Genomic DNA, 26,318 nt, shown 5'->3' with positions numbered 1-26,318 from the left:
CGATAGCCCCCGATTGAGAGCTACCGCCATATAATATACTTATATTCGATTATACTTGAACTGTTTTTTTCCAATCTGCAGCAAATTTCTCCATTCCTTGATCCGTTAACGGATGTTTGGACAGTTGTTCAATGACAGAGAAAGGAATGGTAGCAATATGCGCACCCGCCATAGCTACTCGTGTTACGTGGTCTGGATGACGAACGGATGCTGCAATAATTTGTGCATCCAAATTATGAATTTGGAACAATTCTGCAATTTTGGATACAAGCAGTACGCCATCTTCTGAAATATCATCCAAACGACCAAGGAATGGGGATACATAGGTTGCACCCGCACGTGCAGCTAAGAGTGCCTGATTAACTGTGAAAATCAAGGTTACATTGGTTTTTACACCTTTTTTAGTCAGATAACGGCATGCTTCTAAACCAGCAAGTGTCATCGGAAGTTTAATCGTAATATTTTTATCATTATTATTGATTTTAATAAGTTCATTAGCTTGTGCAATCATGTCTTCCGCTGTCTCTGCATCAGGTGTTACTTCTGCCGATACAGATTCAACTTCTGGTACTTCACGTAAAATCTCCTCGATACGATCTTCAAATTTCACGCCTTCTTTAGCAACCAGAGAGGGATTTGTCGTAACTCCAGACAACACTCCAATTTTGTAAGCCTTTTTGATGTCTTCCAGATTAGCTGTGTCAATAAAGAATTTCATCGATATTACCTCCGTTTATTGGGTATGATTTGTAGGCTTCAAATTTATCGTAAACGTGTTGTATACGTTCCTTCTATTGAAGCACAGGGCTTTTTGTTGCTAGACTAAGATCTTCTTCTATTATTTCAGTTCTGTGTTCCTCTTCTTGATCGAACCACCAATGATATCCATCCTGCTCAAGCAGTTCATCCGAAGCAGAAGGTCCGTTAGTTCCCGCAGCATATATATGCAGAGGTACAAGGTTCTCATTGTATGCTTCTAAAATCGGCTGAACCCATTGCCATGACAACTCCACTTCTTCCCAGTGTGCAAAGAACGTAGAGTCTCCATGTAACGCATCACCGATTAAATTCTCATAAGCTTCCGGTAAATTTGCTTGGCTCTCGTGAAAATCAATATACATCGGTTTGATCTTCTCTTTATTCAGAGGATCTCTTGTATTCAGATGTAGCGAAATTCTTTCGTCTGGACTGATTTCAAATACAAGAAGATTTGGCTTTTTATTTTCCTCATTTGTGCCGCCGGATTTTTTCAGTGGCTCTTTGAACTCGATCACAATACGCGTCGATTTCTCTTTCATTCTCTTACCGGTACGGATATAAAAAGGAACCCCGCGCCAGAAGTAATCATCAATTTTTAGCTTCGCTGCGATAAATGTATCATTACTAGAGTCTTCAGGAATGTTGGGTTCCGAAGTATAGCCTACGACTGGATTCCCATCAATCGCTCCTGCCCCATATTGCCCACGGACAACATGCGATTTAACATCTTCTTTATGCAGCTGTTCCAAAGAATTCATGACGATTTTCTTCTTCTTCCGAACATCGTCATTCGTTGTATTATTCGGAGAGTGAGTCGTCAGCATCATGAGCAGTTGCAGCATATGATTCTGGAACATATCCCTTACTGCTCCCGCTTGATCATAATAACCAGCACGTTCTTCCACACCTACAGTCTCATTGGACGTAATTTGAATATTTGCAATATAGCGATTGTCCCATAATGCTTTAAAGACAGGATTGTTATTTTGCAGCACTTCCAGTTTCTGAACCATCGGTTTGCCAAGATAATGATCGATCCGGAAAATTTCTTCTTCCGTAAAAGCAATCGACAAACTTTCATTTAACTCTCGTGCGGACGCTAAATCATGTCCAAACGGTTTCTCGATCACCAGGCGCTTCCAACCGCTTGCTCTTCCGAGTCCGCTTTCCTGAATATTAGCTGCAATCGTTCCGAAAAATTGAGGTCCTACCGACAAATAAAACATCCGATTCGACTTCGTTTGAATTTCTTGCTCCTGTTGTTCAATTTCTTGCAGCAATGTTTTGTAATCTTCTTTATGACCAACATCGAGAACACGATAGCGGAATGCACCCATGAATTTTTGAAGATTTTCTTGATCTATCACTTTACGCCGGGAAAACATCCGTAGAGATTTCTCAACATTGGCCTGAAAATCAGGATCGGAAAGTTCTCTTCTTCCAAGACCGAATACAGAGAACGATTCGGGTAATTTTTGATCAATAAATAAATTATATAAAGCAGGGTAGATTTTTCTTTTGGCTAAATCCCCTGTGGCTCCAAACAATACAAATGTAATTGCTTCCATTCGTTTTTCTCCTCTCAGTTGTTGCCAGTTAGTTAAATCTGGTATTTCAACCTTTAATCCACTATAATACGAATCACACCTATACAGGTAATTAATATATTTCACAGGAGCTATAGATGACGTCTATGATCAATCACGAATTATACAAAGTATTTTATTGGGCAGCGAAGACAGGAAGCCTGTCTAGTGCAGCCAAAGTGCTGTTTATTACTCAGCCAAGTGTGAGTCACGCGATCAAACAACTGGAAGAAAGCCTTGGCGTCACCTTGTTTTACCGTAATTCCAAAGGCGTTTCTTTAACACAAGAAGGTTCAACTCTCTATTCCTATATAGAACAGTCTCATATTTTAATTTCGCTCGCAGAAGAAAAAATGGCTGCACTTAAAAAATTGGATAGCGGTGAGCTGCGGATCGGCGGAAGCGATTCCTTATTCAAACATTACATGCTTCCTTATCTAGAGAGCTACCATCAGAAATATCCCGGTATTAAGCTTCATCTTAATCATGGGACAACACCAGAAACGATTGCTTTCTTGAAGGAAGGTAAAATTGATCTAGGTGTCGTTCGTATGCCGATCGTCGATCCACAAATTGAGGTAATGGGTGGAATTCAGTTGCAGGACTGCTTTGTAGCGGGAGCTCGTTATGCTGAACTTAAGGATCGCGTCTTATCACTCGAACACCTGCTTGAGTACCCAATCATCTTATTTTCGCGCAACAGCCGGGTACGGATGGCTATCACAGAGCTTTTTCAGAGCTACGGCCATCAAATTAAACCTGAAATCGAGGTAGGCAGTGTAGATTTATTAATTGAACTTGCACGAAAAGGTCTCGGAATCTCTTATGTAACGAAAGAATTTATTTCGAAGGAACTAGAAGAAGGCTCTCTTTTTGAGATTCAACTTGATATCCAAATGCCACCATCTCAAGTAGGCCTTATGATCATGCGTAATATGCCGCTCTCCACGGCAGCAAGCAAGTTTATAGAACTCGTAAATTAATCCCATTAAATAAATGAGCATTTTCAAGAAAAGAAAAGAGCATTCATCGCCTGATCTGTCAGGTTACGAATGCTCTCTTTTTATAATGTACCTCACTAAATAATTTATCACCTGAATCAATTTCATAACTCATTAAAACAATAAATTTGTAACTATATATACTCCTGATTAAAGCAACTAAAGGTATTATGAAATTGATTCACCTGAATTAATATAAGTTCGTAGACTTACAACCGCAAATGACATATTGACCTGAGATTTGAGCCCCTCTATAACACCACGTATTTCCGCTGTTAGGATTTACGTACTGACTCACACAATCCATACATTTCGCTCTTACCCCTACCGGATCACTGGTATACCACCAGCCGGATGGATGAGGACATAAACCTTTACATCCATTCAATGAATTGTTCGTTGTGCAAGTAACATACGTGGAGGGGCAAGATCCATCAGCACCGCATCCACTGCAAAATTGTCCATGTGGGGGTGAGCAAGCTCCTGATAAAAAAGAGATTTTAGCCATATCTTCTCTTGGATTAATTAATATCTTAGCGAGCATGAAAGCAATCTGCTCAGAAATCCGGTTCAGCCAGGTTTTACGTGTCCATTTTCGAGTGATGCGGCTGATCGAATCTTGTGTTTGCTCGTCTTTATTTATGGGTTTACGCCACATCCAATTCCCCCTTACAACTAGGAAACCTTCGTCGATTTAATATAACTTTCCAGTTGTTCCCGGCTGTTGACAAGTCCTTTATGTCTAATGACACCCTGCGAATCGATTGCATAAGCATAAGGGGTCACTTGAACATCCAGCTGATGAGCAAATTCTGAACTTACTAGAACTACCTCATCTTCGTACTCAATTTGATGAGCGTAATCCTCGGCAAGTTCTGCCGATGAGAATAACATAAGAATAGGCTTTACCTGATGCTCCTTCGTCATCAGCTGAAAATCAGGCAGGATTTCGGCACATTCTCTGCATGTTGGCGAACCAAATAACATCAGAGCAGGTCTTCCCTTCAGTTCCTCCGTAGACCACTGCCTGCCATCTAGATGGGTAGTTGTAGCCGCCGGAAGCCTCTCGCCAACAGGAATACCTGACTGATTCACTCCTCTCGCTGTCCCCATAATCATGATGCCGAGTTGTCTGAACAATATTAGATTGAGGATGACTAGCGGAACAACTAGCAGCCATAAAATCGCATAGGATATCCAGAAGAATGTAGACATGAGAAAACACCTTCTACTTCGTTATTTTTTCATAATAGGTAGCGGCTATAGCGCGATAAGCACGAATCGCATAGATGGCATCCGGCACTCCGACCACACAAACCAGAGCAAATATCATACATAAAAGTTCCATCATGAGCCCTTCCAGTGATAAAGAAAATTGTAATTCCCTAGTCTGCAGCCAGCGATGCATGAACATCCAGAGAGAGAGGCCCGCTAGAATCCCATTACCCGTTGCAAGCCGGTAGCTTAGCTTAGAAGCAATTTGTGAACCAAAACAACCGCAAACGACCCTTCCATTACGCTGTAAATAATAGATGACACCGATCCCTTGAGTAAGATAAAGAATAGACAAACTAAGTAATCCCATAGCGGATGATATTGTAAAAAGGATAGTGACCGAGATAAACTGCATTACGATTAATAATAGATGCATATGGGAATTACCTGGGAAATGATGCGGATCACGAAAGATTTTGCTCCATATATAGCTGACTATAGAAAAGAGCATTGGAAGTGTTAGTAACATAGCTGTAAGATCATACATGATCATCAGGTCTCCTTCGATCTTGGACTAGTTCATGAAGATAAGAATGATGGAACCTACAAGTAGCATGTAGGAAGCTGTTAACCTCATGGCAGTCAGCGCAGTGTATCTGAACACTCTTTTCTCCAGCATCTGATAGACGACCGACCTGATAAAAGGAAGACTGAACACCGTCCCTCGAACGATTCCAAAACAAAAACCGGCTACCATACTTAGCCACCAGGGAGCAGAAAACAAAGAGATTAGGACGTAACAATGAAATAATACGCCTGCTTGCAAAGTAATAAAGCCCATCCCCAGAATATTTCCCCATAGCGCCGCTGTACGGTATCCTGCATCTTTGATCCATGCAGACGGTACGATAAAGTTACCGGAAGGCAACAGCCCTGCTTTGTTCCATAGTTCAAGTCCTATAAAGAGAAGAAATATGATGATAATAATAGGCTTATAATACAAATCCAGCTGAATTCCTTTCAGTAAAAGGTTTGCTCCGCCGATGAGCAGTCCTGTTAACACTCCGCCCAGTATACTAAAAAAAATATAGACTACTGCATACTTCATTTTGCTGACCTTTGTACTCTCCAGACTTCCCAGCACATTTAGTCCACATGTCGTATCAACACTTGCGATGGCAGCCGCCACAGCAAAAACAAATAATAAGAAGGACAACAACTTCTCATCTCCCCTTATTTCACATGGTTAATTACTTCCCTTACTCATCGTATGAGTTATGGAATGAAATTAGCCTTAAATCAAAAAAACAAAGCAAGGAAGAAACAAAAAGTCTCTTCATATGCTTTGTTTTTGGTAATACGCTTGCAATAGGTTTGTAATAAGTTCTTTTACAGAGGTAAGTGATTATTTTTCTCTTGTACAGCCGATTTCCCTTTCCTCAGCCAAAATGACATCGCTGACGATACGAGAAACAGGAACGCCATACCTCCAAACATCACTTTGGTTCCCAGAGCATCTGCCAGTATACCTGAGCCACTTCTTCCCATCGGTGCAATAAGCCCGCTGACAGTGTAATTCACACCATAGACTCTTCCAAGACGATCATCTGGAGTGTTAGACTGCAAATTCGTGTGGAAGGCAGATCCGGTTAGACCAAAGGAAATCCCTGCGATAAAAATAAGGAAGACAATCCACAGTTCCACCTGAACGAATATCAGGCAGCCGAAACCGATAGCCTGTAGTAAATACCCGATCCCAAGTAGCTGAAACGTACTGAATCGTAGATATGATACAACTGCATATCCTACTAACTGTCCCAACGCAAGTGAAGAATAAATAATTCCAATGACGGCAGACTGACGCTCAGCGGATAATAATAAATCTTGATCTAGAAATAAGGGTAGAAGTACAAAAAAGGGGGAATACGCTAGTAAGGACAAGCAGCTAATGATAAACAATTGTCGAATACGTTTGGTTTGATAGACAAATTTAAAACCTTCCAGTGCCTCTGTAAAAACAGAAGTTTGCTTCGTTTCGGTCTTAGGTACTTGCGGTATATGTAGGAAACATGCAGCGAGAGAGGCGAATAAGAAGGAAGCCGCATTGATCAGCAGAACGATCTCAATCGGTAACAAAACAAGAAGAATGGCAGCAGCAGCGGGCCCAGCAATATAGCCAAGACTATCTGTCATTCCGATGGTTGCGTTCGCTGTTGTGAGTTCATCTTTAGTCACAAACCTGGGAATTAAGGCATTGACAATAGGCTCGAAAAATTGGGTAGCCGCACCAAGTAAGAAGGAGAGGATCGTTAAACTTGCCACATTCAGGGTTCCTGAATAAGGCAGTACAGCCATCGTAATAACAACACCGCTACATATAAGACTCGAACTAACGAGCAGCATTTTACGATTCCACCGATCCGATGCTACGCCAGATAGGGATCCAAACAGAAAGCTAGAAAATGCAAAAGCGGCCAGTACAATTCCTGTTCCTGCTCCGGATCGTGTAATCCCGTAGGCAAGCGCAATGACGGCAACAGAATATACTCCATCTCCAAGACGAGAGATCAGCATACCGGCAAATGCCCAGAACATATTCCGATTTTTACTCAGCAATGTGAGGTGAGGTATATTCATCATTCTTGGTCAATCCCTCCTGTCCCCATTCTTAAAACAAAAAGAGTTATAATGTGATCCCATTCAACAGGAGATGTGCTTTATACATGTCAGTCGTATTAGGTAATTCGTCTTTTTTAGCCCAGCTTTCGGATGACCATACTTCGCCTTGAATAAATGCTTTTGGACAGTGAATGAAACATTCTTCTACTTCCACCACAACGGCAAGTCCTGTCGTTGTCCCGTCCCATTCCTGACTTTGAATAAAATCCTCATTCTGAGTGATGATAGCCTTTCCATTGATGCGAAGCACTTCATTTAGACCTGGAATGATAAAGACCATGCCTACTTGCGGATTTTCAATGATATTTAATAAAGAATCTGCTCTCTTATTTCCGGAACGATCTGGAAAGGCAATATGCTTCTGATCAAGCACTTTGACAAATCCAGGCTTTCCTCCTCTCGGAGAAACATCCATCTGTGTTTTTGCATTCGCTGTACCTAGAAAGAATAAGGAAGACAATTGCAAATACTTTTTGATATGTTCGTCCACAACATCCACAGATTTTCTGATGATCGCTTCCCGAGGCTCTTCAATCTTCATACGAAGTTGTTCTTTCGAACTGACCCTATCTTTCATCCATAAATCATTTATCATCTCAACATGCTCCTTTCTATTATTGCGATCACTTTAACTAAATAGAGTATATCTTTCTTTCCCATTGATTGACAATCAGCTGAACTCTTTACTATAGTAATCTGATATAAAAAAGCACTTTATTACTTGAAAGGAAGAAATCATCATGAGCTTACCTCTGCTTCCTCAAACCCGAACAGCTAGCGAGGATTCGTTTGTACAGGGTGTCAAAGACTGTATCCCCACTTTGCTAGGATACATGAGCATCGGATTCGCTTTTGGAATCGTAGGCATCTCCTCTAATCTAAGCATTCTTGAAGTCGCATTATTGTCTATCCTCGTCTATGCGGGATCAGCACAGTTCATTATCTGCGCTCTTCTTGTTACAAGTACGCCAGCTTCAGCCATCATTTTCACCACATTTATTGTTAATTTGAGGCACTTTCTACTTAGTCTGACCGTCGCACCTTATTTGACCCGTTACTCGCTGCCGCAAAACATAGGTTTTGGAGCATTATTAACGGATGAAACATTTGGTGTTGCCGCAAGCCGGATCGCTGGACAGGGTAAACTGAATAATCGCTGGATGAACGGTTTAAATATTACAGCGTATCTATGCTGGATAGCCGCTTGTACGCTAGGAGCCGTGTCGGGCCAGTGGATATCCAATCCTGAAGCGCTCGGACTTGATTTTGCTTTAGTAGCTATGTTTGCTGCTTTATTAGTATTGCAGTTACAATCCACTCCAAAAAATAAACTTACACACCGCTTGTCCCTTGTTCTATATATGATCATTTCCATGATTATTCTCTCTTCCCTGCTTCCATCACACGTGGCCGTACTGATCTCGACGATCGTTGTGGCAACCATCGGGGTGGTGACAGATCGATGACGATAAGTACGAATATGATTTGGCTGATTCTAGGATGTATGCTCGTTACCTTGCTTCCACGCATCATTCCTTTTATTTTTGTTCGCAGTGTACAGATGCCTGAGGTCGTCCTAAAATGGCTTTCTTATATCCCTGTATGCATTCTGACAGCGCTTGTTACTGAAAGTATGCTGCAAGATACGGGCAGCCTGCTTCGTTTTGACTGGTATGTGGTGATTGCACTGATTCCATCCGTCATTACAGCCGTATGGACAAAAAGTCTCTCTCTCACCGTCATTATTGGTGTTGCCTGCATGGCTTTACTCCGTTTCATGATGTAATACATAATCTATAATCAAAGGAATGGTTACATTTACATAAACCGTGTGTAAAATAAGAATAACATTTCGTTCAGGAGGGAAAGACATGTTGCACAAAATAGAGCTGAATACATCCAAAAGAGATGAAATGAGAGATATTACGCGGGACGTACAATCTTATGTACGTAAAAGTGGGATTTCAGACGGCTTAGCAGTCATCTATACCCCGCATACAACTGCTGGGATTACCATTAATGAAAATGCTGATCCTGATGTGAAGCATGATGTACTGATGAGACTGGATGAAGTCTATCCTTGGAACCATCCGAAATATCGTCACGCCGAAGGCAATACTGCCTCCCATCTGAAAGCAATAACGACAGGAACATCTCAGACGGTTATTATACAGAATGGGGAACTACTGCTAGGAAGATGGCAAGGGATCTATTTTTGTGAATTTGATGGACCACGTACCCGGGATTGTTATATTAAGATCATGGAAGGTTAACGTTGTTACATACAAAAGGCAGTGAGGTCACCTCACTGCCTTTCTCTTTTTTTAAATAGAATCAATTCTATTAATACCCTCATAACAAACTACATTAATCCGAATAAAGTTGTCCATTAAATGTCTCCGGTCCTACACGTATAGTCCCGAGTAAATTCGAGATGACATAAGCGGAATAAGTCAACTGAGGGGTGACTGGCGGATTAAAGTCTGTTGCAGTAAAGTTAATAATCTGTGGAGCTAATAGGCTGAGGTCAAATGTTGAAGTTGCAGAATATACGATGGGATCTGTCGGAGCTGTCCCTCTCACAATTCTTATCGTAATACCTGCTAAAGCAAGCGGAACCTGTACGGAAATCGTCCCACTGAATACCACACGCGGATTTGGTCCTACACCAGCTGTTAGCAGTCCAATTTGACCAAATAACTGCGGGGTATTAAGCAGAAGAATGGGGATTGATATCGAGTTTGATGTCGAAGCATTCTGAGAAGTTCTAGAATCTATAAATTGGCTCATACATTCTCTACCTCCTATTTCTAGTGATAGAGTATCATATGCTTGGCCCCGCTATTTGGAATAAGCGGTTTTACTAATTATCTAAAACTATTGAAGACGCTTGTAATACAACCAAGTTCGGATGGTGAAAGATCCAAAAATGAAAACGACCCAAATATTGAGCAGAGACTGAACTATTTGAGATAAATCAAAATTTTGAATATGTAGTAACTGACTGTATTCATTTCCTCATGAATATAGGGAGAAATATCTAATGTATCGAATAAAAACCAATCTTGAGATAACCCTTAATTTCAACTGGATTACCATTAATATTCATTTTCCCACTAATCACTCCAACAAGGATAGCTCGGTCATGGCCTTGAATCGTAAACTTCCGGTGAAGCATTGTGCCACACTTAACATCACATATCCTGATTTAGTTGAAAAATATAGTCCCCATATAATCAATCTTCAGTTGTGATATTATTTTCTTGGCAATCATATGGTATATATGTTAATAGGGTTAAAAAAGAACACTACCCTATAAATGAGGTAATGTTCTTTATGATTTAAAGTTTTTTTGATGATTAGTTATAGTATTAAAATATTAAGAAATTTCCTCACGTTCTTCTTCAACTTCTACTGAATCAGGAAAGATATTAAGTCTCATACTAATTGTACTTTTAGGTTTATATCCCTCATTAGGCACAAAACCACATTTTTCATAAAAATTTGTTACCCAAGTATGGTGTTCCACATCTGCATCCACAGTAATAAATCTACATGCGATAGATTCGTTTACTTCAGCAGCTATACCCTTAGATAATTCAATCATAAGAGTACCAATATTTTTATAGTTAGTTGAGTAGTTTTTATCTACTGCCAGTTTTGCAATTTTCATTGAAGGATAACTAGGGAAATAAGCACTATCGTCAAAATAACTAATTTTCTCGTCTTGTTTCAATTTTATGGAATCTGAAATAAGAGACATATAAGCGACGACATCAGAATTTGATTTGCTAATTAATAAATATGTACGGGATATATTTAATTCTTGATGACTTAATGCCCGATTGGTTAGGAAGATTTTGTATTCTTCGATGGTACACTCGAAATCTTCCAATCTATACCCGTTTGTTAATTCCACTAAACTAAAATCATCTATATAATCTAAGATGTCTAGCTTCATCTCTTCATTCTTCTTAATAGATCTTGAGCCTTTTTACTACGTTCAATGGAAGCAGCTGAAGGCTTTTTCAATACTTCTTTAAGAAATTCTTGAGCATACGTACCAGTTAATTCCGGCGTTTGTTGAATTGGTTTTACCGCCATCTTCCTTTCACCCCTCTTTTTCATCAGTCTCATCATCTCCTATACTAAGATAAGAAAATGTATATGAGAAAGATTGTCTTAATAGACTTTAAAATAGACAAATATTAACATTTTATTGTTAACGTTTAGTTATTAACACTTCATTGTTTATTTAGTATATACCACAATTTACCTGTTGTGAATAGAATTTCTCTAAAATATAGGTATATATTCTTATAATCTCGTATATAATAATAGATTCTCCTAAAAAACACCCTAACCAAAGTGGTCAAGACCCCATTTAATGGACATTAAAAAACACCTAGTCTGTAAACTGGTGTCGGTACTATACCGGCGTCAGTTTATTTAGTGTGCGCTGCGACCGTCTTCGGTTGTAAAATCGTATGTATTTTTCAATTCGACTTTGTGCCTCTGCTAGATTTCGGATATGATAAGGATAAAACCCTTCCGTTTTGAGATACGAGAAGAAGCTCTCTATGGAGGCATTGTCGTAACATTTTCCTCCGCGAGACATGGTGATTCGGGCATCAACCTTTGGCAGCATGTCATAGTACAGATGAGACGTGTATGGAGCTCCGCGGTCACTATGAATGACCACGCCCGTCACGTCTTTTCGTTTGCGAAAAGCGGAACGTACGCCTAACGAGCTCTTTGTCTGGATGCTCACCGGATTTCGTACGCTAGTGTTAAGAAGCTGGACAATGACTTCTGTTGAATTTTATCGAACCCTATCTTGTACAACCTTTTTCTCTGTTCCCCTTGCTGAAATATAAAATATCGAGTTAACCGATTTATTTCTACTAATTCATGCCCTCTCTCCGACATGGATGAAAGCAATTCTCTGTTTTCTTAACATCATAACTCCATAAGGGCTTACATAATTTTATTTTCACGACAGATTGTAATATGAGATGCGACACTCCTTCAAAATAAAAAATGGCCCATGGCCGGATTCGTGTAGAATAGAGTCATCACTCCACGATCAGTCGGGAACTCAAGAAAAGTCAGAGTCTGAATGATTATCAAGCGGTGTAAGGATCTTCGCCAAGCTCAGAAACCTAGAGGGAAGTGGACTGTGACACTTGGGAAAGAAATTGAGCAGCGACTTCATGAAACCAGGTCTCCTGAGCAAATCTCTATGCGTTATGGTCTGAAAGAACAGCCCATGGTTTCGTTCAAAACGATCTATCGCTGGCTTTATGAAGGGCGTTTGATTCGTTACACCGTTCTGCAATTAAGACACAAAGGTAAGAGACAAAAACTCCAAGAAAGACGAGGTCGCTTCCTTGTAGGCACTTCTATCAAACAACGGCCTAAAGAGATTCGTTCCGAGAAAGCTTTGGGCACTGCGAACTGGACACGGTCGTCTCCAGCCGAGGAAAAAGCAAGGCTTGTGTCGTTACATGTATCGAGCGAAAAACAAGGCTGTATACTGCTATTAAAATGCCAGATCGCACTTCATTATCCATGGAAATCGCTATTGGTGTAGTTGCTGCACAGTAGCCTGCGCGAACCTTCCAAACAGCTACTGTTGACCGTGGTAGGGAGTTCGCATGTTTTCGTGAACTGGAAGAGTCACACGGTATGAAGGTGTATTTTTCAGATCCTTATTCCTCATGGCAACGAGGCTCCAAAGAGAATGGAAACGGGCTCCTTCGAGAGTTCTTCCCAAAAGGGAAGGACTTTGCAGAGGTGACCGAGGAAGAATTAGAGCATGCCCTCCAACTCATTAAAAACAGACCAAGGAAATGTTTAGGATGGAAAACAGCTCACGAATCATTTGAAGAAAAAGTGTCGCACTTGGATTGACAATCCGTCTCACCAAAGAACCTCCTGTATTTCTGCGCGTTATCGTGCAACTCTTCAAGTCTGCGGATCTCAGCAGTGATTAACGTCCTCCCTAGTTCAGTCACTTCATAAACTGTCTTTCTTTCCTCATCGGCAAATACCGTTATAATTCCATCTTTCTGCATTTTTGTTAACGTTCCATATACCGTTCCCGAACCTAAGCGAATTCTTGAATTTGATATGTCTTCTACATGTTTCACAATTCCATACCCATGCCTTGGCTCTGCTAAGGAGAGCAGAATATAAAATGCCGTTTCTGACATAGGCAGATACTTTTTCAATGTTTTTTCGATAACCAGACTGCTTTCCTCCTTTTACTTGTACCCATACAGCTAAACAGAAATGACTATGTCGTACTGTGATTGTATCACGTCGTGACATATTATGGATAAAAGTTACAATTATATATATACTTTGAATTTCGTATATTGTTTCAAAATAATCCATGAGAGAACTTCTTTGCACATACCAAAAAGGCTGCTGATTATAATCAATCAGCAGCCTTCTCGTTATTAGGATATTTCGTTCAACTTACGCTTGGACTGAAGAAGCTTACCTATAAGCTCTTCCATTTCCTTATCTGGCAATGCGTCTGCAAGTGCTTTTTGAAACGTAAGTGTCGCCTTATTTACTTTATCTTGACCGATCTCTGTCAGCGCCGTATATACACTTCTGCGATCTTCTACACAAGCATGCCGTGCAAGCGCCCCGCATCCTTTGTTCTCAAAGCGAGCTACGAGTCGCGACATAGCCGACTGGCTGAGTCCCACCATGGATTCAAGCTGCTGCAATCGCAACTTCTTCATGGGTGCTTCCGATAGAAATAAAAGCATATAGTACTCATTCAAAGATAAATCGTGTTTTTCTTGTAACTGTTGTTCTAGTGTATTCTCGATATTCGTTATCATTTGAGTTAGCGACTGCCAGTTCGAGATCAAGTCATTCATAAGATTTGATTCCATATTGTAATTTCCCTTCAGGATAATAAATGAACCCATGTAACGACAAAACAATCAATAACTGTAGTATATCAAACATTGAGAATGAACACGAGCTACAATGCGTTCGCTGCTTATTTCAAGCGGAATCCCATTTTGTACTGCTCAGGAAGTTCTATTTCTTTTCTTAACTGCTCTGCCGCATTTAAAGTCCAGTACGGGTTCTTAAGCATAGCACGACCTACAGCAACAAGATCTGCATCTTCGTTACCAATAACCGCATTCGCAAGCGCAGCATCATCCAATCTGCCTACAGCAATGACAGGGATATCAACATTTTGTTTGATCGCTCTTGCTAAAGGAACCTGATATGCAACATGCGTGCCCGGACGTCCCGCTGCTGTAATCTGACCCTCGCCGCCCGCACTTACATGAATCATATCTACTCCAGCTTCTTTATAAGCTTTGCTGAACTCAATACTATCTTCAATACGATAGCCGCCTTCAACAAATTCGGTTCCTGAAATACGCATGATCAGCGGCATACTCTCCGGCATTTCACTTTTCACTGCACGAATGACTTCAACCGCAAATTTATTACGATCCTGTCCGTATTCATCCGTTCTTTTATTCGTGATCGGTGATTGGAACTGATGAATAAGATATCCATGCGCTCCATGAAGTTCAATTGTGTCAAATCCAGCCTGCACAGCACGGCGTGCCGCAAGACGGAATTTCTCTACCATTCCTTTTACTTCTTCTGTTGTTAGTTCTCTTGGTGTTTTCCAGCCCTCATCAAAAGCGATAGGTGAAGGAGCGACAGGTGGATTCGCATCCTCCGCTTTACGTCCTGCATGAGCAATTTGAATGCCGATTTTTGAACCGTAGTGATGTACATCTTCCACAATTTTAGCTAGTGGAGCAATCTGTTCATCGGACCATAGTCCAAGGTCATAATCACTGATTCGTCCATCCGGCTCTACATCTGTCATCTCAACGATAATAAGACCCGTACCGCCAATTGCACGGCTAATATAGTGAGTATGATGCCAGTCGTTTGCTATTCCATCTTTTTTGGTAACTGAATATTGACACATCGGAGGCATAACCACCCGGTTTTTAAGATCTAATCCTTTGATCTGATACGAACTAAATAAATCCAACATATATACTCTCTCCTTTTTTACATTTCAGGTATGAAGCATTGCGTTCCAGCAAACAGCTTACATTCAAATTAATTAATGTATGCACATGCATGAATATTACTACATCCTTTTTTCAAAGTCAATAATTACGAATCTAACCCCTACGTTAATAAACGAATTCATTACGAAATGAATCATGATTGGATAAAAAAAGAGCTATAAAACGTCCCTCAGCAGGCACCATTTTTATAGCCCTCAATACACCTAATTTTCTGCATTCTACTACAATGCAGTTTGTCCTATTCTGCGAAATAAGCAGCAGACTTTAATAAATTAACAACCAAAGATATAGACCAAGCAGTGTGATAAATAAAGTAGGAATCGTGATGAGAATACCTGTCTTGAAATAGGTTCCCCACGAGATACGGATTCCTTTTGCAGAGAGAACATGCAGCCATAAAAGTGTCGCAAGAGAACCAATCGGCGTTATCTTTGGACCGAGATCGGATCCAATGACATTCGCATAGATCAATGCCTCTTTTATCGTTCCCGTTACTTCGGCTGCATCGATCGCAAGTGCATTGATCATAATCGTAGGCAGATTGTTCATAACCGACGAAAGGATCGCAGCAATAAAGCCCATTCCCATCGTAGCTGCAAAGAGTCCTTCTTGCACAATAACCTCTATCACCTGTGCCAAGATATCGGTTAATCCTGCATTCTTAAGTCCATAAACAACGACATACATTCCAATGGAGAAGAACACGATGTTCCAAGGAGCACCTTTTACGACTTCTTTTACTGGAACGACTTCGCTTTTTCTTGCTGCAATTAAGAATACCATCGCAATAAGAATGGCTATAAAGGAGACAGGTATACCGATAAACTCACTTGTGAAATAGCCGATCAACAGAAAAGTGAGAACAATCCATGAGATTCGGAACAATTTCAGATCCGCTATGGCTTCGGAAGGATTCCGGAGATGCGTAGAGTCATAATGCTTTGGAATGCTTTTACGGAAAAATAGATAGAGAACACCGATACTTGCAGCTAATGAGAACAGATTAGGAATGATCATTCGACCGGCATATTCAGCAAAGCCTATTCCAAAAAAGTCTGCAGACACAATGTTCACAAGGTTGCTCACAACAAGCGGAAGTGATGTCGTATCCGCAATAAATCCACTCGCGATAATAAACGGAAAGATCTTCTTCTCATCAAAATGTAAAGCACGAACCATAGCAAGAACGATCGGCGTCAAAATAAGTGCTGCCCCGTCGTTAGCAAAAAAAGCAGACACCATCGCGCCAAGCAAACTGATGTAAATAAACATGCGAACGCCATTACCATTAGCGGCTCTTGCCATGTGTAAAGCAGCCCATTCAAAGAATCCGATCCGGTCGAGTATTAACGAAATGAGAATGATCGCTATAAACGCCAGTGTCGCATTCCATACGATCTGGGTCACATCCCACACATCATGAAAATCAACCACTCCTGCGAGCAAAGCAATAACAGCTCCCCCGCAGGCAGACCAGCCAATCGATAGATTTCGAGGCTGCCATATTACCAAAATCAGCGTTACGATAAAAATAATAATAGGTATAAATACCGAGTCCACCTTACGCCCCCCGCTTACAAATTCATGTTGTATATACTTCTACAAATTAACTCTGTGAGATCATTATTATATAGGAATATACTTATATATTACAGAGAATATATTATACTTTTGAACCACATTCGGATCGTTGTTCGCTGATGCCTTTCTCACGGAGTAATACACTCCCACTTGGAAGTTGTTCAAGTACGGCAGAAATATAAGGCTTATCCTCAATAAATAAAGAGTAATAAATCCATTGACCACGTCTTTCCTCTTTAACAATGCCGAGAGATTTTAACTTCCGCAGATGTTGACTTATAGCTGGCTGGGACATCTCAAAAATATCAACGAATTCACATACACACCATTCCCGTTCTTGTAGGAGTAACAGCATCAACAATCTTGTTTTATCACCAAGCAACTTTAGACGATCAGCAGTTAAGTTTAGTTCCTCTATATTCATATCTTCATTCCCTCCTTGCCCTATTAGAATGAGAATCCGAAACTACTAGACTTGCAATTATGATTAATCATATACAAACCTTCATAACATGACAACTACGTTAGGAATGGAATACCCTATTACAAAATACATTGAAAAGAAGTGAACGTGTTAACCAAAATCAGAATAAAGTATTAAAAAAGAAAGACAGCCTTTACGTTACTTCTTCGGGATCTTAATCAGGAATTTATTCAAGTCTTGAGGAGGTTGGCATGGTTATGAAAAATCCAAATACCCCTGTATCTATTTTGACTGTCCCCTTTGATCTTGGAGCGAGTCAACGAGGAACCCGCCAAGGACCAGAAGCCATTCTGAAGGCCGGACTTGTAAACAAACTGCATGCGCTCCAAATGAAACACACGCTCCAAGAAATCCACTTCCCCCCTTTTATAGAAGAAAGTAATTCAAGTTCCCCACTATTAAAACATCTAAACGAGAATATAATGGTCCATTCCAAACTTGCTGACGAGGTATACCGTTTATCTAAACATGGAGCTTTCCCCCTTATCCTTGGAGGAGATCACAGTATTGCCATTGGAACGATCAGCGGACTTAGAAAACATCATCAGAGTCTAGGTATCATCTGGATGGATGCACATTCGGATTTAAACACGCCACTTACTACCCCTTCTGGTAATATTCACGGCATGTCTTTAGCTGTCAATCTAGGGATGGGAGATCCAAAGCTTACATCCATTGGTGGCATGAAATCGTCCATCAATCCCAAAAATGTCGTTATCGTAGGGGCAAGATCAATCGATTATGGAGAGCGAGAATTCATCCGTAGAGAAGGCATTACTTGCTATACGATGCATGATATTGACAAGCTTGGTATGGCGTATGTCATGCAAGAAGCCATTCGTATCTCTTCATCTGGAACAGATGGTGTCCATCTTTCCTTTGATATTGATAGTATGGATCCGCAGATTGCTCCGGCGACAGGTACTCCGGTTCCTGGAGGGCTTAGTTACCGGGAAGCACACCTTGCTATGGAAATGCTCTACGAATCCAGCATTCTTACTTCAGCTGAAATCGTAGAAAACAACCCGATGTTTGACGATGGTGAGCGGTCTTCAGAGCTCCTGGTCGGTCTTATTGGATCACTTCTTGGTGAACGTATACTCTAGGCATAAAAAAGAACAGCTTTCCTAATCAGGAAGCTGTCCTTTTTCATTCTTTATTTTATGCGGGATTAGGATCTTTTGTTTTCTTCGATTTTGAACCAGGAAGTGATATTGCTTCCGTATTTTCGGTTCCTTGATCTACTGGATACATTTTACGGAATAAAAGTGTCTGGAAAATAAGGAAAGTACCGCCTGCCATCCAGTATAGTGGGATTGCTGCAGGTGCACTCATTGAGAAGAATGCCATCATGATCGGTGAAATGTAGCCCATGATCGCCATTTGTTTCTTCTGTTCTACCGGCATTCCTTGCATAGATATACGAGATTGAAGCAAGTAAATAGCAGCTACAATGAGTGCCAGTATCATATCTGGTTCCCCAAGTTTAAACCATAAAAACGAGTGACTGCTCATGTCCGGCATGAGCCGAATCGCAGTATATACCCCCGAAAGAATTGGCAGTTGAATTAATATAGGCAGACAGCCAATATTAAGTGGATTAAACTGATGTTTTTTATAAAGTTCCATCATTTCTTGCTGCATTTTCTGCTGACTGGCTGTGTCTTTCTTGTTCTCATAGCTTTTTTTCAGCGCATCGAGTTCGGGCTGCATTGCCTTCATTACACGTTTCATTTTCTGCTGTGATTTCGATTGACGCATCATGAGCGGAAATAATAACAGCCGAACGATGAGTGTCAGCGCAATAATGGCTAACCCATAACTACCGTTAAACCATCCCGCCAAATGCTGTGTGATATAAGAAATCGGAAAGACAATATAGTGATTAAAGAACCCTGGTGTTGTACTGCTGATTTCACTCACATTAGAGCTACAACCCGAAAGTAAAAATACCGCTAGTAAACTTGCTAGTATAGCGTAAATCCGCACCGTCCGTTTTTGAATAGGAAAGAATCCTTTTGCTTTTTCCATGTATATCCTCCTCGTTATTGTGTTTTGCATTATTCAATAACGAGGAGTGATACTTATCAGAATCATCATCAGGTGATATTTTATATCTTCGAAGGAACAAAATGACGGATGTTACATAAAAGTCGGCATCCGATGGCATCGGTTCTGGAACGTATTCAGGCCATACGGCTTCGCCTTGTACACCAAGTCTACGAAGTTCACCTGAAAGATGTAGCAATGAAATACAAGTAACAGTAAAAATCAGACCGATCGATACTAAATATGGAATAAAACCATGGAGTTCTTGAAGCTCAAACCATAACAAAAGGATTCACCTCCTTTAACTACTATTATTATATCCTTTTTTCAGATGAATAATGGTATTAATTTCACCAATTTTATAACAATAGACATATAAATGTGTCAATTTCATTATACCTTTTAAAGAATTATGATAATAATATGTGTAAAAACCAAAAAAGCAGACACCCCTCTGCTTTGACCCTCAGGAGTTCTCTGCTTTTTACGATTGTATTCATTTTTTTTATGATGTGAATCTCTCTACAATCTATATTCCGCTTACTTCTATTCCGGGTATGATCTCTATTTTTTTATCTATACCGGGATGGTCTTTCTACAGTAGGTTCTAAATTTCTATACAGTTGGTTTCTCCCTTTAACTTTACATGTGTACCATACGAAGGAATTGCTGTGTTTCTCCTGCTCCATCGTTTACTTCTGCATCAAACATTCCTTGGTCAGCCCAGCAAGCTCTGCACTCCTCTTCTGTAGTACAAAATGTTGCATCTTCACAGGTATAACAGTACATGAGTAAGTTCCGGGTTACTTGGTCATTTTCGATTGCTTTCATTTCTCTCATCTCCTTGTTTTATCTCTTGAATTCAATTTAACATGAGAAACGTGATATGTTTGTGATTATTTTCACAATATTAAAAATATCACTGTGTTTTTTTGATTTATAAGTGAGACCTCCCGTTATGGATGAATAACAGAAGGTCTTTTCTTTATTAACAAGCCTTACGAATTCGGAATCTTCATTGTTTGATCAGAAGCTTTTCCCGTCATGGGTCCGATATGAAAAGTAAGGGTATCCCCTTTACGTTCGGTAAACCTAATTTGATCCCCAAAAAACGGAATATCGTTGATTTCAGCATATTCTTGATCTGCTTTACCCAGCAATTTTTTATAAAGCAAAGTCCGTTCTCCTGTAGCACGATCAATATAGGTTAGCAATCCTTTTTTATTCGGACGAATAAGCAGATACTCTTTGTCAACCGCTTCTACGAAGTATGTATCATCTTCGCCTCCGAGTGTTTTCAAATCATATGTTTGAGATATTTTCCCTGTTCCATCTTCAAGTATCCGTAAAGTATACCCATCCGTAAGGACGATCTCCTTCTTATCAACAGACAGAACTGTATTTTCTTCAAAACGATTGAAATACTTCACATAGCTCTGCCGGATGACTGCCCCATTCATAATGACAACGGTAAAAGTCTGCTTATTCAGCATAGGCTCCCCATAATAATCAAAGATATTCAAGATAACTAGTCCTTGTGCTGTTTTCGTAAATTGATACACGGGCTGATTATATATTTCTTTTTTAAAATCATAAAGTTGGTTTTTCTTCCCCTTTGCATTGGTTGTAAAAAGTTTGCCCTCCTGGCTAATCTCGTACCGTAGTCCACCATAAACACTGGAATCATTCCCCGAATATATTCCCGTAGCGGACAACCTTTTTGCCAAGCGGTCATATGTCAGTCCTTCTCCCTGCAGTGCGGAAACAAGAAAAGAAGCGGGCATGTATATCTCTTGTCCATTCTTAAAAGGAGCCGCTGACATCGTAATTCCCTTGCCATTAACTACTGCCTGCTTACTGTTTAGTCTAACCGCTAAATTCATGGAAGGACTGAGGACAGTAACTCTTTTTCCAGATTGATCTAAAGTAGCGGATAATGAAAGATCCTTACTGATCTGCAGAAGCGGCAAATAAGAAACCCCTTGCTTAATTACTGCTTTTCCTTCAATAACACTCCCTGAATCTAATACTAGTTCATAGGAAGGACTTGAAGCAGCTGCTCCTTGCACTGGCTGTGATGTGAATAATATACTTGCTGCAATAACAGCTGTCCCTATCTTAAGAACATGTAATCTCTTCATCTACCCTTCTCTCCCTTCATTCTCTGTAACTGTACTCATTCATAGAATATATAACGTTGTTATATGAAGTTTGTTTCATGGGATTGGAAAATAAAATAGACTATGCATCTTGTAATATAAATGCATAGTCTATTCATCCCAGCAGTACAAGTAACAATCTTAACCGATTAAATCAATGTTATTAAACGTGTCCTTCCCATTCCTTAAAGAATTGATCTAGATATTGTTCCATAAATTGATGCCTTTTTTCAGCAAGTTCAATTCCATGTTTTGTGTTCATTAAGTCCTTGAGCTTTAGAAGTTTTTCATAGAAATGATTAATTGCTGTATTTTTGCCTGTACGATACTGTTCCTGTGTCATTTCTTCTCTAGGTTTTACCTCTGGGTCATAGATTAAATGCCCTTTGGAACCAGCATATACAAAAGCTCTAGCCACAGAAATCGCACCAATCGCATCCAGCCGATCTGCATCTTGAACAACCTTGCCTTCAAGTGTACGCATAGGCGGATTATGCCCGCCGTTATAGGACATGTTCCCAATGATCTCAAGTACATGCGATCGATCTGTATCGGATACATGATGTTCTTTAAGCCATGTATCTACCTTAGATATCCCCGCTTCTTTGGAAGGATTCAGTTTCTCGTCCGCGATATCGTGCAAATAAGCAGCCAGTTTGCAGATATAAAGGTTCGCTCCTTCTGCGATCGCAATTTTCTCCGCTGTCTGAACAACGCGGTAAATGTGCCAATAATCGTGCCCCGTACCTTCTCCGCTAAGTTCTTGCTTTACATACGCTTCTGCTGCTTCAAGCAGAGCTTCTTCCTGTTTTGTAAGTACCAATTGATTCATCATATCTCCTGCTCTATACTTTATTTGACTGAAAACTGTGCTGATATATGCTCGGATATCGCTTGCTGCGCTCTATATTCTGCCATATTAAACGAAGGCCATGCTCTCTCCTGCCCTGCAAGTTCCTGATAAAGGCCTTTCAAATGATCATTCATTTGTGGATACTCGTCACTGAATTCGATCAAGATCGGAACGGCGTCTACAGAAAGAGAAGTTAAAAAATGTTCGTCTAGCGCTCCCGTAAGATGATATCTCTCAATATTTTTCGCCGCAATATAAGAATCCATCCCTGCATAGTTCACTGTTACATAAGCGATCAGTCCAAGAATAATATAACATTTCGCCAGCGGTATTCGCTTGTTATGAATCCATAGTCCCGCAATGATCATCAGTACAGCAAGAAACAGCATAAAGACATGAACTAGAAAGCGGATGTGTGTAAACCCATACGCTTCTTCATACATATGGAGTCTGGAGTAAGCGGAATACAAAATAATTAGTGAAGAAAGTACAAGTAGATACGTCATGAAATGATTGATTCGCCTTACTATAGGGCTACTCTCTGCGGTATGCAAAAGCACCGTCATCAGTATAGTGAAATTAAGTAGAGCCACAAGCATTAGTTCAGCAAACCCTTTTCGGGCATAATCCGCATAAGTGATTCCCTCCGGCAGCGCTCCCTCCCAAGCTCCAAATAGATAAGAGAACTGAAGCACAATAAAGATAATATATACGATATTAATGAGCACAAGGACCGTAGCAGCAATGACTGGATCAATTAACATCGTCCTCGTCTCAATCTCTTCATTTTTAGAATTGCGCTCATTTTGTGATTGTAACGGGACGTTTACAGAGGAAATGGAGCCTTGCTCTGTATCATCAGGATCAACTTCCTTAGAAAAGGATTTCATAATCTGTTCTTTCTGCGATTCCGGCTTAACAAAACCAGTCACATAACCAAAAAACAGCAGTGTAAAGATAAATACCCATGTCAGACGAAAAAAGCCTTCACTGTAGGTGATCTGATTAAGCCAGTTCGGAATGGATCCTAAAAAGGCTTCAAATAAACCATCTGCGGATGAAAGTAACGTGATGACTAAAACGAGCAGCGGTGCTGAAATGGCCAGACCTATAACTATTTTGAGAACCGTTTTCTTAGTACCATCAGCCATCTTCTCTGATACAGAAGAAATGACACACGAAAATGCGGTAGGAAAATGTCTGAAATTTCTAGGTAATACATGAAGAAGAGTGTCGTAAATAATCCCTTTCTGGAACCAGTCTCTCGTCTGATATCCCATCCACATGGTAAGGTGAATCGCAATAAGAATTGGGAGGACAAAAAAATTAAGCAAATGAAAGAAAAATTGATCAAAAAGAACATAGGAAAATGACAACATGACAATGACCAAAGAAAGTAATGCGTTGAATTTGGTGTATGGGATAAGACGATCGCCCGCAAACATTAACATAAACCCATAAAAAAAGAGCACAAAAATGGGAACTGAAATACCAGGTATGTGTCCATAAAATAAATACTGATGAAGGATTGCTAGTATACACGCAGCAAACAACGTCACCAGATTCCTTATGGGAGACCTCCAGATTGGCAATGCAAGATTCATACGATACAACCTCCGAAGTGAAATTGGTTTATACCTTTTATCTTAGGTGATAAAATAAGAAAATAAATAGAAAGATAATCTCTAGAATTTTCGTATTTTATAAACGGAAGTGTAGCGTAATGAAATTACATTCACAATTTTTGCGATTACATGGTTATTACGGAGCTGAACCTTCCGTGCAAATTACTCTGGATGAACTTGCGCTGACCCTTGAATGCACACATCGAAATGCCCTCAACATTATTCGTAAAATGGAAGCAAATGGCTGGATCGAATGGCGAGCACAAAGAGGACGGGGTAAACGTTCAGAATTATTTTTCCGGGTCGAACCTGAAGAAATTGCGGCGCTTACGATGATAAAAGCGATCGATCGCCATGAAATGAAGAAAGTGATGGATGATATTAAAACGTATACAAACTCTACTCGACTACCTGAACGTTTACAGGGTTGGCTGATGAGTTATTTTGGACACCATTCAAAGCGGAATGGCGTGGGTGAACAGTGGGATATTTTGCGTCTTCCCTTACGCCAGCAGATTCACGAGCTTGATCCGCTTCGAATCAACCTGCTCGCTGAATCGTTTGTATCAGGTCATGTATTTGATGGTTTACTCACCTCAGATCCAGAAACAGGAGCAATTCTGCCCCATCTCGCACATGATTACGAGGTAAGTGATGACCGAAAAGTATGGACCTTTTATTTGAGAAAGGATGTAAGATTTCATCACGGAAAGACACTTCATGCCGAAGATGTTCTTTATACATTTAATAGACTAAAGAGATGTAATCAACCCTTGCTATACCATTTTGTGATTCAATCCATTGCTTCGGTGACTGCGATCTCCAGTCGGTGTGTTGAATTTACTTTGCATCAAGCTAACGAGTATTTCCCTTCTTTTTTATGTACCACCAGGGCTGCCATCGTTCCTTCAGATCAGGATCTAGAACAGCAAGACCCGTCTCAAAATTCATCTACAATATACGGTACTGGACCATTCCGAATAACCGAGCATAATTCAAGTATGTGTATCCTGGAAGCTTTTCCAGACTACTTCAAAACGAGACCGCATCTTGACGTGGTAGAGATCATTCAAGTCCCTTGGCATATACAAGATCAAGATTCAGAATTAGCGGAAACTTCTAATCCTTTGTTTCCTGTTCTGCTTGGGGGAAGTTCTACTAACTATACAGGGGTTACACAGGCTCTAAGCCAATCCCTTGTACGTAAGCTGGTTACTTGTAATACCGAAAAAGACGGGCCTCTTCAGGATCCAAAGATTCGAAAAGAAGTACTGTCGAGTATAAGTTTGTCTGATACAGAACATGCGCTTGAAGCTTTAAATAGGTCTAGGGATAATCATGAGGACTCCGGTGTCCCCCTTATACTCGCTACCATTCCTCAGTACCGAAAAGATGCCGCTATCATTGCTTATCAGCTTGAAAAAAACGGATATAACTGCAATGTCAAGATTGTACCGGTCGAATTGTTTAAAGGACCTGTTCGTATGGAAGCCGATCTGATTCTCTTTTCGCTCCTGCTTGATCAAGACGAATCACTCCGTAGACATGATCTTTATTTGACAATATCTTCTCATGTAGGACAGGATCTTCAGAAGACGATTCTGACGAGATTACTAGAAATCGAACATACAAAGAATCCGAGTAACCGTCTCACCAAATTAATCAATCTGGAACTTATGCTCATGGAAGAAAGCATCCTTCATATCCTATATGACAAACCATTCGAAACAGTAGTATTGCCCGGTGTCCGTGGGATAAAGCTAGGAAGTCAGGGATGGATTGATCTCCGGCATGTTTGGTTCCCTGCTTCCATACGATAGAGTAAACTCCCTTGTTATATGTAGCTTTAGGGCAAGAAGCTTTAAGGGAAGTTTACTCTACTCGCTATCCTGTATGAAACGATCTCTGATGGAGGTAAGTAAATGGTGTGGGTAACACTCGGAACTGCTTTATTTAGTGCGTTTCATATGAAGATGCTCATTTGGTCTGTAATTGCGATTTTTGTAACTGTAACTGTGCCTTTAATTAGTATCTTAAACAGCATCGGAAGAGCGGAAGGACATAATGAATTGGAACACTTATTTAATCAGTTGCTGCAAGGTTCCACCTGGTCTATCTATGTAAGTATAGGATACTTATATTTACTTATATGGTGGGTCTTGTTCTTCAGTAGAAACAAAAAGCGGAATAATAACAAAGCTACGTTACATACCTAACGACACTCCATTTCA

At 40.3% G+C, this 26,318-nt stretch carries 30 protein-coding genes and 1 pseudogene; 8 read left to right on the top strand and 23 right to left on the bottom strand.

Annotation, left to right across the window (positions count from 1 at the left end):
* Positions 1–49 precede the first annotated feature (49 nt).
* Positions 50–718 (bottom strand): fructose-6-phosphate aldolase, encoded by a 669-nt coding sequence (gene fsa / locus H9647_RS10040; RefSeq protein ID WP_191799636.1) that lies wholly within the window; start codon positions 716–718, stop codon positions 50–52.
* Between the two features lie 73 nt (positions 719–791).
* Complete coding sequence (gene zwf / locus H9647_RS10035; protein ID WP_191799635.1) at positions 792–2,327, bottom strand: glucose-6-phosphate dehydrogenase; 1,536 nt, start codon at positions 2,325–2,327, stop codon at positions 792–794.
* 116 nt (positions 2,328–2,443) lie between these two features.
* On the opposite strand from zwf, the gene H9647_RS10030 reads away from it, so the two are divergent.
* Positions 2,444–3,328, top strand: a complete 885-nt coding sequence (locus tag H9647_RS10030) for a LysR family transcriptional regulator (RefSeq protein ID WP_191799634.1) — start codon at positions 2,444–2,446, stop codon at positions 3,326–3,328.
* Positions 3,329–3,536: 208 nt separating this feature from the next.
* On the opposite strand, the gene H9647_RS10025 is transcribed toward H9647_RS10030, so the two are convergent.
* From H9647_RS10025 to H9647_RS10000, 6 genes are all read right to left on the bottom strand, one after another.
* The gene (locus H9647_RS10025; protein ID WP_191799633.1) at positions 3,537–4,004 is read right to left on the bottom strand and encodes a hypothetical protein; all 468 of its coding nucleotides are present in this window, start codon (positions 4,002–4,004) and stop codon (positions 3,537–3,539) included.
* A 17-nt stretch (positions 4,005–4,021) separates the two neighbouring features.
* Entirely contained in the window at positions 4,022–4,561 is a 540-nt protein-coding gene (locus H9647_RS10020) for a thioredoxin fold domain-containing protein (RefSeq protein WP_191799632.1), read from the bottom strand.
* A gap of 13 nt (positions 4,562–4,574) precedes the next feature.
* A complete protein-coding gene (locus H9647_RS10015; RefSeq protein WP_191799631.1) occupies positions 4,575–5,108 on the bottom strand; it encodes a MauE/DoxX family redox-associated membrane protein in 534 nt (177 codons plus the stop codon).
* Between the two features lie 27 nt (positions 5,109–5,135).
* Complete coding sequence (locus H9647_RS10010; protein ID WP_225229204.1) at positions 5,136–5,777, bottom strand: hypothetical protein; 642 nt, start codon at positions 5,775–5,777, stop codon at positions 5,136–5,138.
* 173 nt (positions 5,778–5,950) lie between these two features.
* On the bottom strand, positions 5,951–7,201 hold the full coding sequence (locus H9647_RS10005; RefSeq protein ID WP_191799629.1) for an MFS transporter: 1,251 nt from the start codon (positions 7,199–7,201) through the stop codon (positions 5,951–5,953).
* A gap of 43 nt (positions 7,202–7,244) precedes the next feature.
* Positions 7,245–7,835 carry an MSMEG_1061 family FMN-dependent PPOX-type flavoprotein gene (locus tag H9647_RS10000; RefSeq protein ID WP_191799628.1) on the bottom strand — a complete coding sequence of 197 codons (591 nt, stop codon included), beginning with the start codon at positions 7,833–7,835 and terminating at the stop codon, positions 7,245–7,247.
* Between the two features lie 145 nt (positions 7,836–7,980).
* Between H9647_RS10000 and H9647_RS09995 the strand changes: the two genes are divergently transcribed.
* The 3 genes from H9647_RS09995 (at position 7,981) to H9647_RS09985 (ending at position 9,513) form a co-directional block, all read left to right on the top strand.
* Positions 7,981–8,706 carry an AzlC family ABC transporter permease gene (locus H9647_RS09995; RefSeq protein WP_191799627.1) on the top strand — a complete coding sequence of 242 codons (726 nt, stop codon included), beginning with the start codon at positions 7,981–7,983 and terminating at the stop codon, positions 8,704–8,706.
* Positions 8,703–9,026 (top strand): AzlD domain-containing protein, encoded by a 324-nt coding sequence (locus H9647_RS09990; protein ID WP_191799626.1) that lies wholly within the window; start codon positions 8,703–8,705, stop codon positions 9,024–9,026. Before H9647_RS09995 ends, H9647_RS09990 begins: the two co-directional genes overlap by 4 nt.
* An 85-nt stretch (positions 9,027–9,111) precedes the next feature.
* A complete protein-coding gene (locus tag H9647_RS09985; RefSeq protein WP_191799625.1) occupies positions 9,112–9,513 on the top strand; it encodes a secondary thiamine-phosphate synthase enzyme YjbQ in 402 nt (133 codons plus the stop codon).
* A gap of 94 nt (positions 9,514–9,607) precedes the next feature.
* On the opposite strand, the gene H9647_RS09980 is transcribed toward H9647_RS09985, so the two are convergent.
* From H9647_RS09980 to H9647_RS26145, 4 genes are all read right to left on the bottom strand, one after another.
* Positions 9,608–10,030: a hypothetical protein gene (locus tag H9647_RS09980; protein WP_191799624.1), complete on the bottom strand. Its 423-nt coding sequence runs from the start codon at positions 10,028–10,030 to the stop codon at positions 9,608–9,610.
* A gap of 589 nt (positions 10,031–10,619) precedes the next feature.
* Positions 10,620–11,201 carry an N-acetyltransferase gene (locus H9647_RS09975; RefSeq protein WP_191799623.1) on the bottom strand — a complete coding sequence of 194 codons (582 nt, stop codon included), beginning with the start codon at positions 11,199–11,201 and terminating at the stop codon, positions 10,620–10,622.
* The gene (locus H9647_RS09970) at positions 11,198–11,344 is read right to left on the bottom strand and encodes a hypothetical protein (protein ID WP_191799622.1); all 147 of its coding nucleotides are present in this window, start codon (positions 11,342–11,344) and stop codon (positions 11,198–11,200) included. The genes H9647_RS09975 and H9647_RS09970 overlap by 4 nt, the downstream gene beginning before the upstream one ends.
* 325 nt (positions 11,345–11,669) lie before the next feature.
* Positions 11,670–12,011, bottom strand: a complete 342-nt coding sequence (locus H9647_RS26145; protein WP_191799621.1) for an integrase core domain-containing protein — start codon at positions 12,009–12,011, stop codon at positions 11,670–11,672.
* 302 nt (positions 12,012–12,313) lie between these two features.
* Here H9647_RS26145 and H9647_RS26370 point away from each other — a divergent pair.
* A pseudogene (locus tag H9647_RS26370) lies at positions 12,314–13,153 on the top strand (IS30 family transposase); the annotation flags it as partial.
* On the opposite strand, the gene H9647_RS09945 reads toward H9647_RS26370, so the two are convergent.
* The 5 genes from H9647_RS09945 to H9647_RS09925 form a co-directional block, all read right to left on the bottom strand.
* Complete coding sequence (locus tag H9647_RS09945) at positions 13,114–13,455, bottom strand: PadR family transcriptional regulator (protein ID WP_404822618.1); 342 nt, start codon at positions 13,453–13,455, stop codon at positions 13,114–13,116. The pseudogene H9647_RS26370 and the gene H9647_RS09945 sit on opposite strands and share 40 nt — an antisense overlap.
* Before the next feature lie 249 nt (positions 13,456–13,704).
* Positions 13,705–14,154 (bottom strand): MarR family winged helix-turn-helix transcriptional regulator, encoded by a 450-nt coding sequence (locus tag H9647_RS09940; RefSeq protein ID WP_191799619.1) that lies wholly within the window; start codon positions 14,152–14,154, stop codon positions 13,705–13,707.
* A 110-nt stretch (positions 14,155–14,264) separates the two neighbouring features.
* Positions 14,265–15,296 (bottom strand): NADH:flavin oxidoreductase/NADH oxidase, encoded by a 1,032-nt coding sequence (locus H9647_RS09935; protein WP_191799618.1) that lies wholly within the window; start codon positions 15,294–15,296, stop codon positions 14,265–14,267.
* A 304-nt stretch (positions 15,297–15,600) separates the two neighbouring features.
* Positions 15,601–16,896 (bottom strand): arsenic transporter, encoded by a 1,296-nt coding sequence (locus H9647_RS09930; protein WP_191799617.1) that lies wholly within the window; start codon positions 16,894–16,896, stop codon positions 15,601–15,603.
* Positions 16,897–16,999: 103 nt separating this feature from the next.
* On the bottom strand, positions 17,000–17,335 hold the full coding sequence (locus tag H9647_RS09925) for an ArsR/SmtB family transcription factor (protein ID WP_318245292.1): 336 nt from the start codon (positions 17,333–17,335) through the stop codon (positions 17,000–17,002).
* A 263-nt stretch (positions 17,336–17,598) separates the two neighbouring features.
* On the opposite strand from H9647_RS09925, the gene rocF reads away from it, so the two are divergent.
* Positions 17,599–18,507, top strand: a complete 909-nt coding sequence (gene rocF, locus H9647_RS09920; protein ID WP_191799615.1) for an arginase — start codon at positions 17,599–17,601, stop codon at positions 18,505–18,507.
* A 55-nt stretch (positions 18,508–18,562) separates the two neighbouring features.
* Here rocF and yidC read toward each other — a convergent pair whose 3' ends face one another.
* From yidC to H9647_RS09890, 6 genes are all read right to left on the bottom strand, one after another.
* Positions 18,563–19,432, bottom strand: a complete 870-nt coding sequence (gene yidC, locus H9647_RS09915) for a membrane protein insertase YidC (protein ID WP_191799614.1) — start codon at positions 19,430–19,432, stop codon at positions 18,563–18,565.
* Positions 19,332–19,736, bottom strand: coding sequence for a hypothetical protein (locus tag H9647_RS09910; protein ID WP_191799613.1), 405 nt, complete (start codon positions 19,734–19,736; stop codon positions 19,332–19,334). The genes yidC and H9647_RS09910 overlap by 101 nt, the downstream gene beginning before the upstream one ends.
* Positions 19,737–20,092: 356 nt before the next feature.
* Complete coding sequence (locus H9647_RS09905) at positions 20,093–20,281, bottom strand: hypothetical protein (RefSeq protein WP_191799612.1); 189 nt, start codon at positions 20,279–20,281, stop codon at positions 20,093–20,095.
* A 167-nt stretch (positions 20,282–20,448) separates the two neighbouring features.
* Positions 20,449–21,591 carry a stalk domain-containing protein gene (locus H9647_RS09900; protein WP_191799611.1) on the bottom strand — a complete coding sequence of 381 codons (1,143 nt, stop codon included), beginning with the start codon at positions 21,589–21,591 and terminating at the stop codon, positions 20,449–20,451.
* Positions 21,592–21,772: 181 nt separating this feature from the next.
* Positions 21,773–22,444, bottom strand: coding sequence for an HD domain-containing protein (locus H9647_RS09895; RefSeq protein ID WP_191799610.1), 672 nt, complete (start codon positions 22,442–22,444; stop codon positions 21,773–21,775).
* 17 nt (positions 22,445–22,461) lie between these two features.
* A complete protein-coding gene (locus tag H9647_RS09890) occupies positions 22,462–24,066 on the bottom strand; it encodes a DUF4153 domain-containing protein (RefSeq protein WP_191799609.1) in 1,605 nt (534 codons plus the stop codon).
* A 119-nt stretch (positions 24,067–24,185) separates the two neighbouring features.
* Here H9647_RS09890 and H9647_RS09885 point away from each other — a divergent pair, with 119 nt between their 5' ends.
* Both H9647_RS09885 and H9647_RS09880 read left to right on the top strand, forming a co-directional pair.
* On the top strand, positions 24,186–25,907 hold the full coding sequence (locus H9647_RS09885; protein WP_191799608.1) for an ABC transporter substrate-binding protein: 1,722 nt from the start codon (positions 24,186–24,188) through the stop codon (positions 25,905–25,907).
* Positions 25,908–26,009: 102 nt separating this feature from the next.
* The gene (locus H9647_RS09880) at positions 26,010–26,303 is read left to right on the top strand and encodes a hypothetical protein (protein WP_191799607.1); all 294 of its coding nucleotides are present in this window, start codon (positions 26,010–26,012) and stop codon (positions 26,301–26,303) included.
* The last annotated feature ends 15 nt before the right edge of the window (positions 26,304–26,318 follow it).

The sequence above is a fragment of the Paenibacillus gallinarum genome, assembly GCF_014836635.1.
Lineage (GTDB): Bacteria > Bacillota > Bacilli > Paenibacillales > Paenibacillaceae > Paenibacillus > Paenibacillus gallinarum.
This window is presented reverse-complemented; position numbering and strand designations above follow the sequence as displayed.

Coding starts and splice junctions, on each gene's coding strand:
- fsa (WP_191799636.1), bottom strand. CDS start 718: ATGAAATTCTTTATTGACACAGCTAATCTGGAAGACATCAAAAAGGCT.
- zwf (WP_191799635.1), bottom strand. CDS start 2,327: ATGGAAGCAATTACATTTGTATTGTTTGGAGCCACAGGGGATTTAGCC.
- H9647_RS10030 (WP_191799634.1), top strand. CDS start 2,444: ATGACGTCTATGATCAATCACGAATTATACAAAGTATTTTATTGGGCA.
- H9647_RS10025 (WP_191799633.1), bottom strand. CDS start 4,004: ATGTGGCGTAAACCCATAAATAAAGACGAGCAAACACAAGATTCGATC.
- H9647_RS10020 (WP_191799632.1), bottom strand. CDS start 4,561: ATGTCTACATTCTTCTGGATATCCTATGCGATTTTATGGCTGCTAGTT.
- H9647_RS10015 (WP_191799631.1), bottom strand. CDS start 5,108: ATGTATGATCTTACAGCTATGTTACTAACACTTCCAATGCTCTTTTCT.
- H9647_RS10005 (WP_191799629.1), bottom strand. CDS start 7,201: ATGATGAATATACCTCACCTCACATTGCTGAGTAAAAATCGGAATATG.
- H9647_RS10000 (WP_191799628.1), bottom strand. CDS start 7,835: ATGATAAATGATTTATGGATGAAAGATAGGGTCAGTTCGAAAGAACAA.
- H9647_RS09995 (WP_191799627.1), top strand. CDS start 7,981: ATGAGCTTACCTCTGCTTCCTCAAACCCGAACAGCTAGCGAGGATTCG.
- H9647_RS09990 (WP_191799626.1), top strand. CDS start 8,703: ATGACGATAAGTACGAATATGATTTGGCTGATTCTAGGATGTATGCTC.
- H9647_RS09985 (WP_191799625.1), top strand. CDS start 9,112: ATGTTGCACAAAATAGAGCTGAATACATCCAAAAGAGATGAAATGAGA.
- H9647_RS09980 (WP_191799624.1), bottom strand. CDS start 10,030: ATGAGCCAATTTATAGATTCTAGAACTTCTCAGAATGCTTCGACATCA.
- H9647_RS09975 (WP_191799623.1), bottom strand. CDS start 11,201: ATGAAGCTAGACATCTTAGATTATATAGATGATTTTAGTTTAGTGGAA.
- H9647_RS09970 (WP_191799622.1), bottom strand. CDS start 11,344: ATGGCGGTAAAACCAATTCAACAAACGCCGGAATTAACTGGTACGTAT.
- H9647_RS09945 (WP_404822618.1), bottom strand. CDS start 13,455: ATGTCAGAAACGGCATTTTATATTCTGCTCTCCTTAGCAGAGCCAAGG.
- H9647_RS09940 (WP_191799619.1), bottom strand. CDS start 14,154: ATGGAATCAAATCTTATGAATGACTTGATCTCGAACTGGCAGTCGCTA.
- H9647_RS09935 (WP_191799618.1), bottom strand. CDS start 15,296: ATGTTGGATTTATTTAGTTCGTATCAGATCAAAGGATTAGATCTTAAA.
- rocF (WP_191799615.1), top strand. CDS start 17,599: ATGAAAAATCCAAATACCCCTGTATCTATTTTGACTGTCCCCTTTGAT.
- yidC (WP_191799614.1), bottom strand. CDS start 19,432: ATGGAAAAAGCAAAAGGATTCTTTCCTATTCAAAAACGGACGGTGCGG.
- H9647_RS09905 (WP_191799612.1), bottom strand. CDS start 20,281: ATGAAAGCAATCGAAAATGACCAAGTAACCCGGAACTTACTCATGTAC.
- H9647_RS09900 (WP_191799611.1), bottom strand. CDS start 21,591: ATGAAGAGATTACATGTTCTTAAGATAGGGACAGCTGTTATTGCAGCA.
- H9647_RS09895 (WP_191799610.1), bottom strand. CDS start 22,444: ATGATGAATCAATTGGTACTTACAAAACAGGAAGAAGCTCTGCTTGAA.
- H9647_RS09890 (WP_191799609.1), bottom strand. CDS start 24,066: ATGAATCTTGCATTGCCAATCTGGAGGTCTCCCATAAGGAATCTGGTG.
- H9647_RS09885 (WP_191799608.1), top strand. CDS start 24,186: ATGAAATTACATTCACAATTTTTGCGATTACATGGTTATTACGGAGCT.
- H9647_RS09880 (WP_191799607.1), top strand. CDS start 26,010: ATGGTGTGGGTAACACTCGGAACTGCTTTATTTAGTGCGTTTCATATG.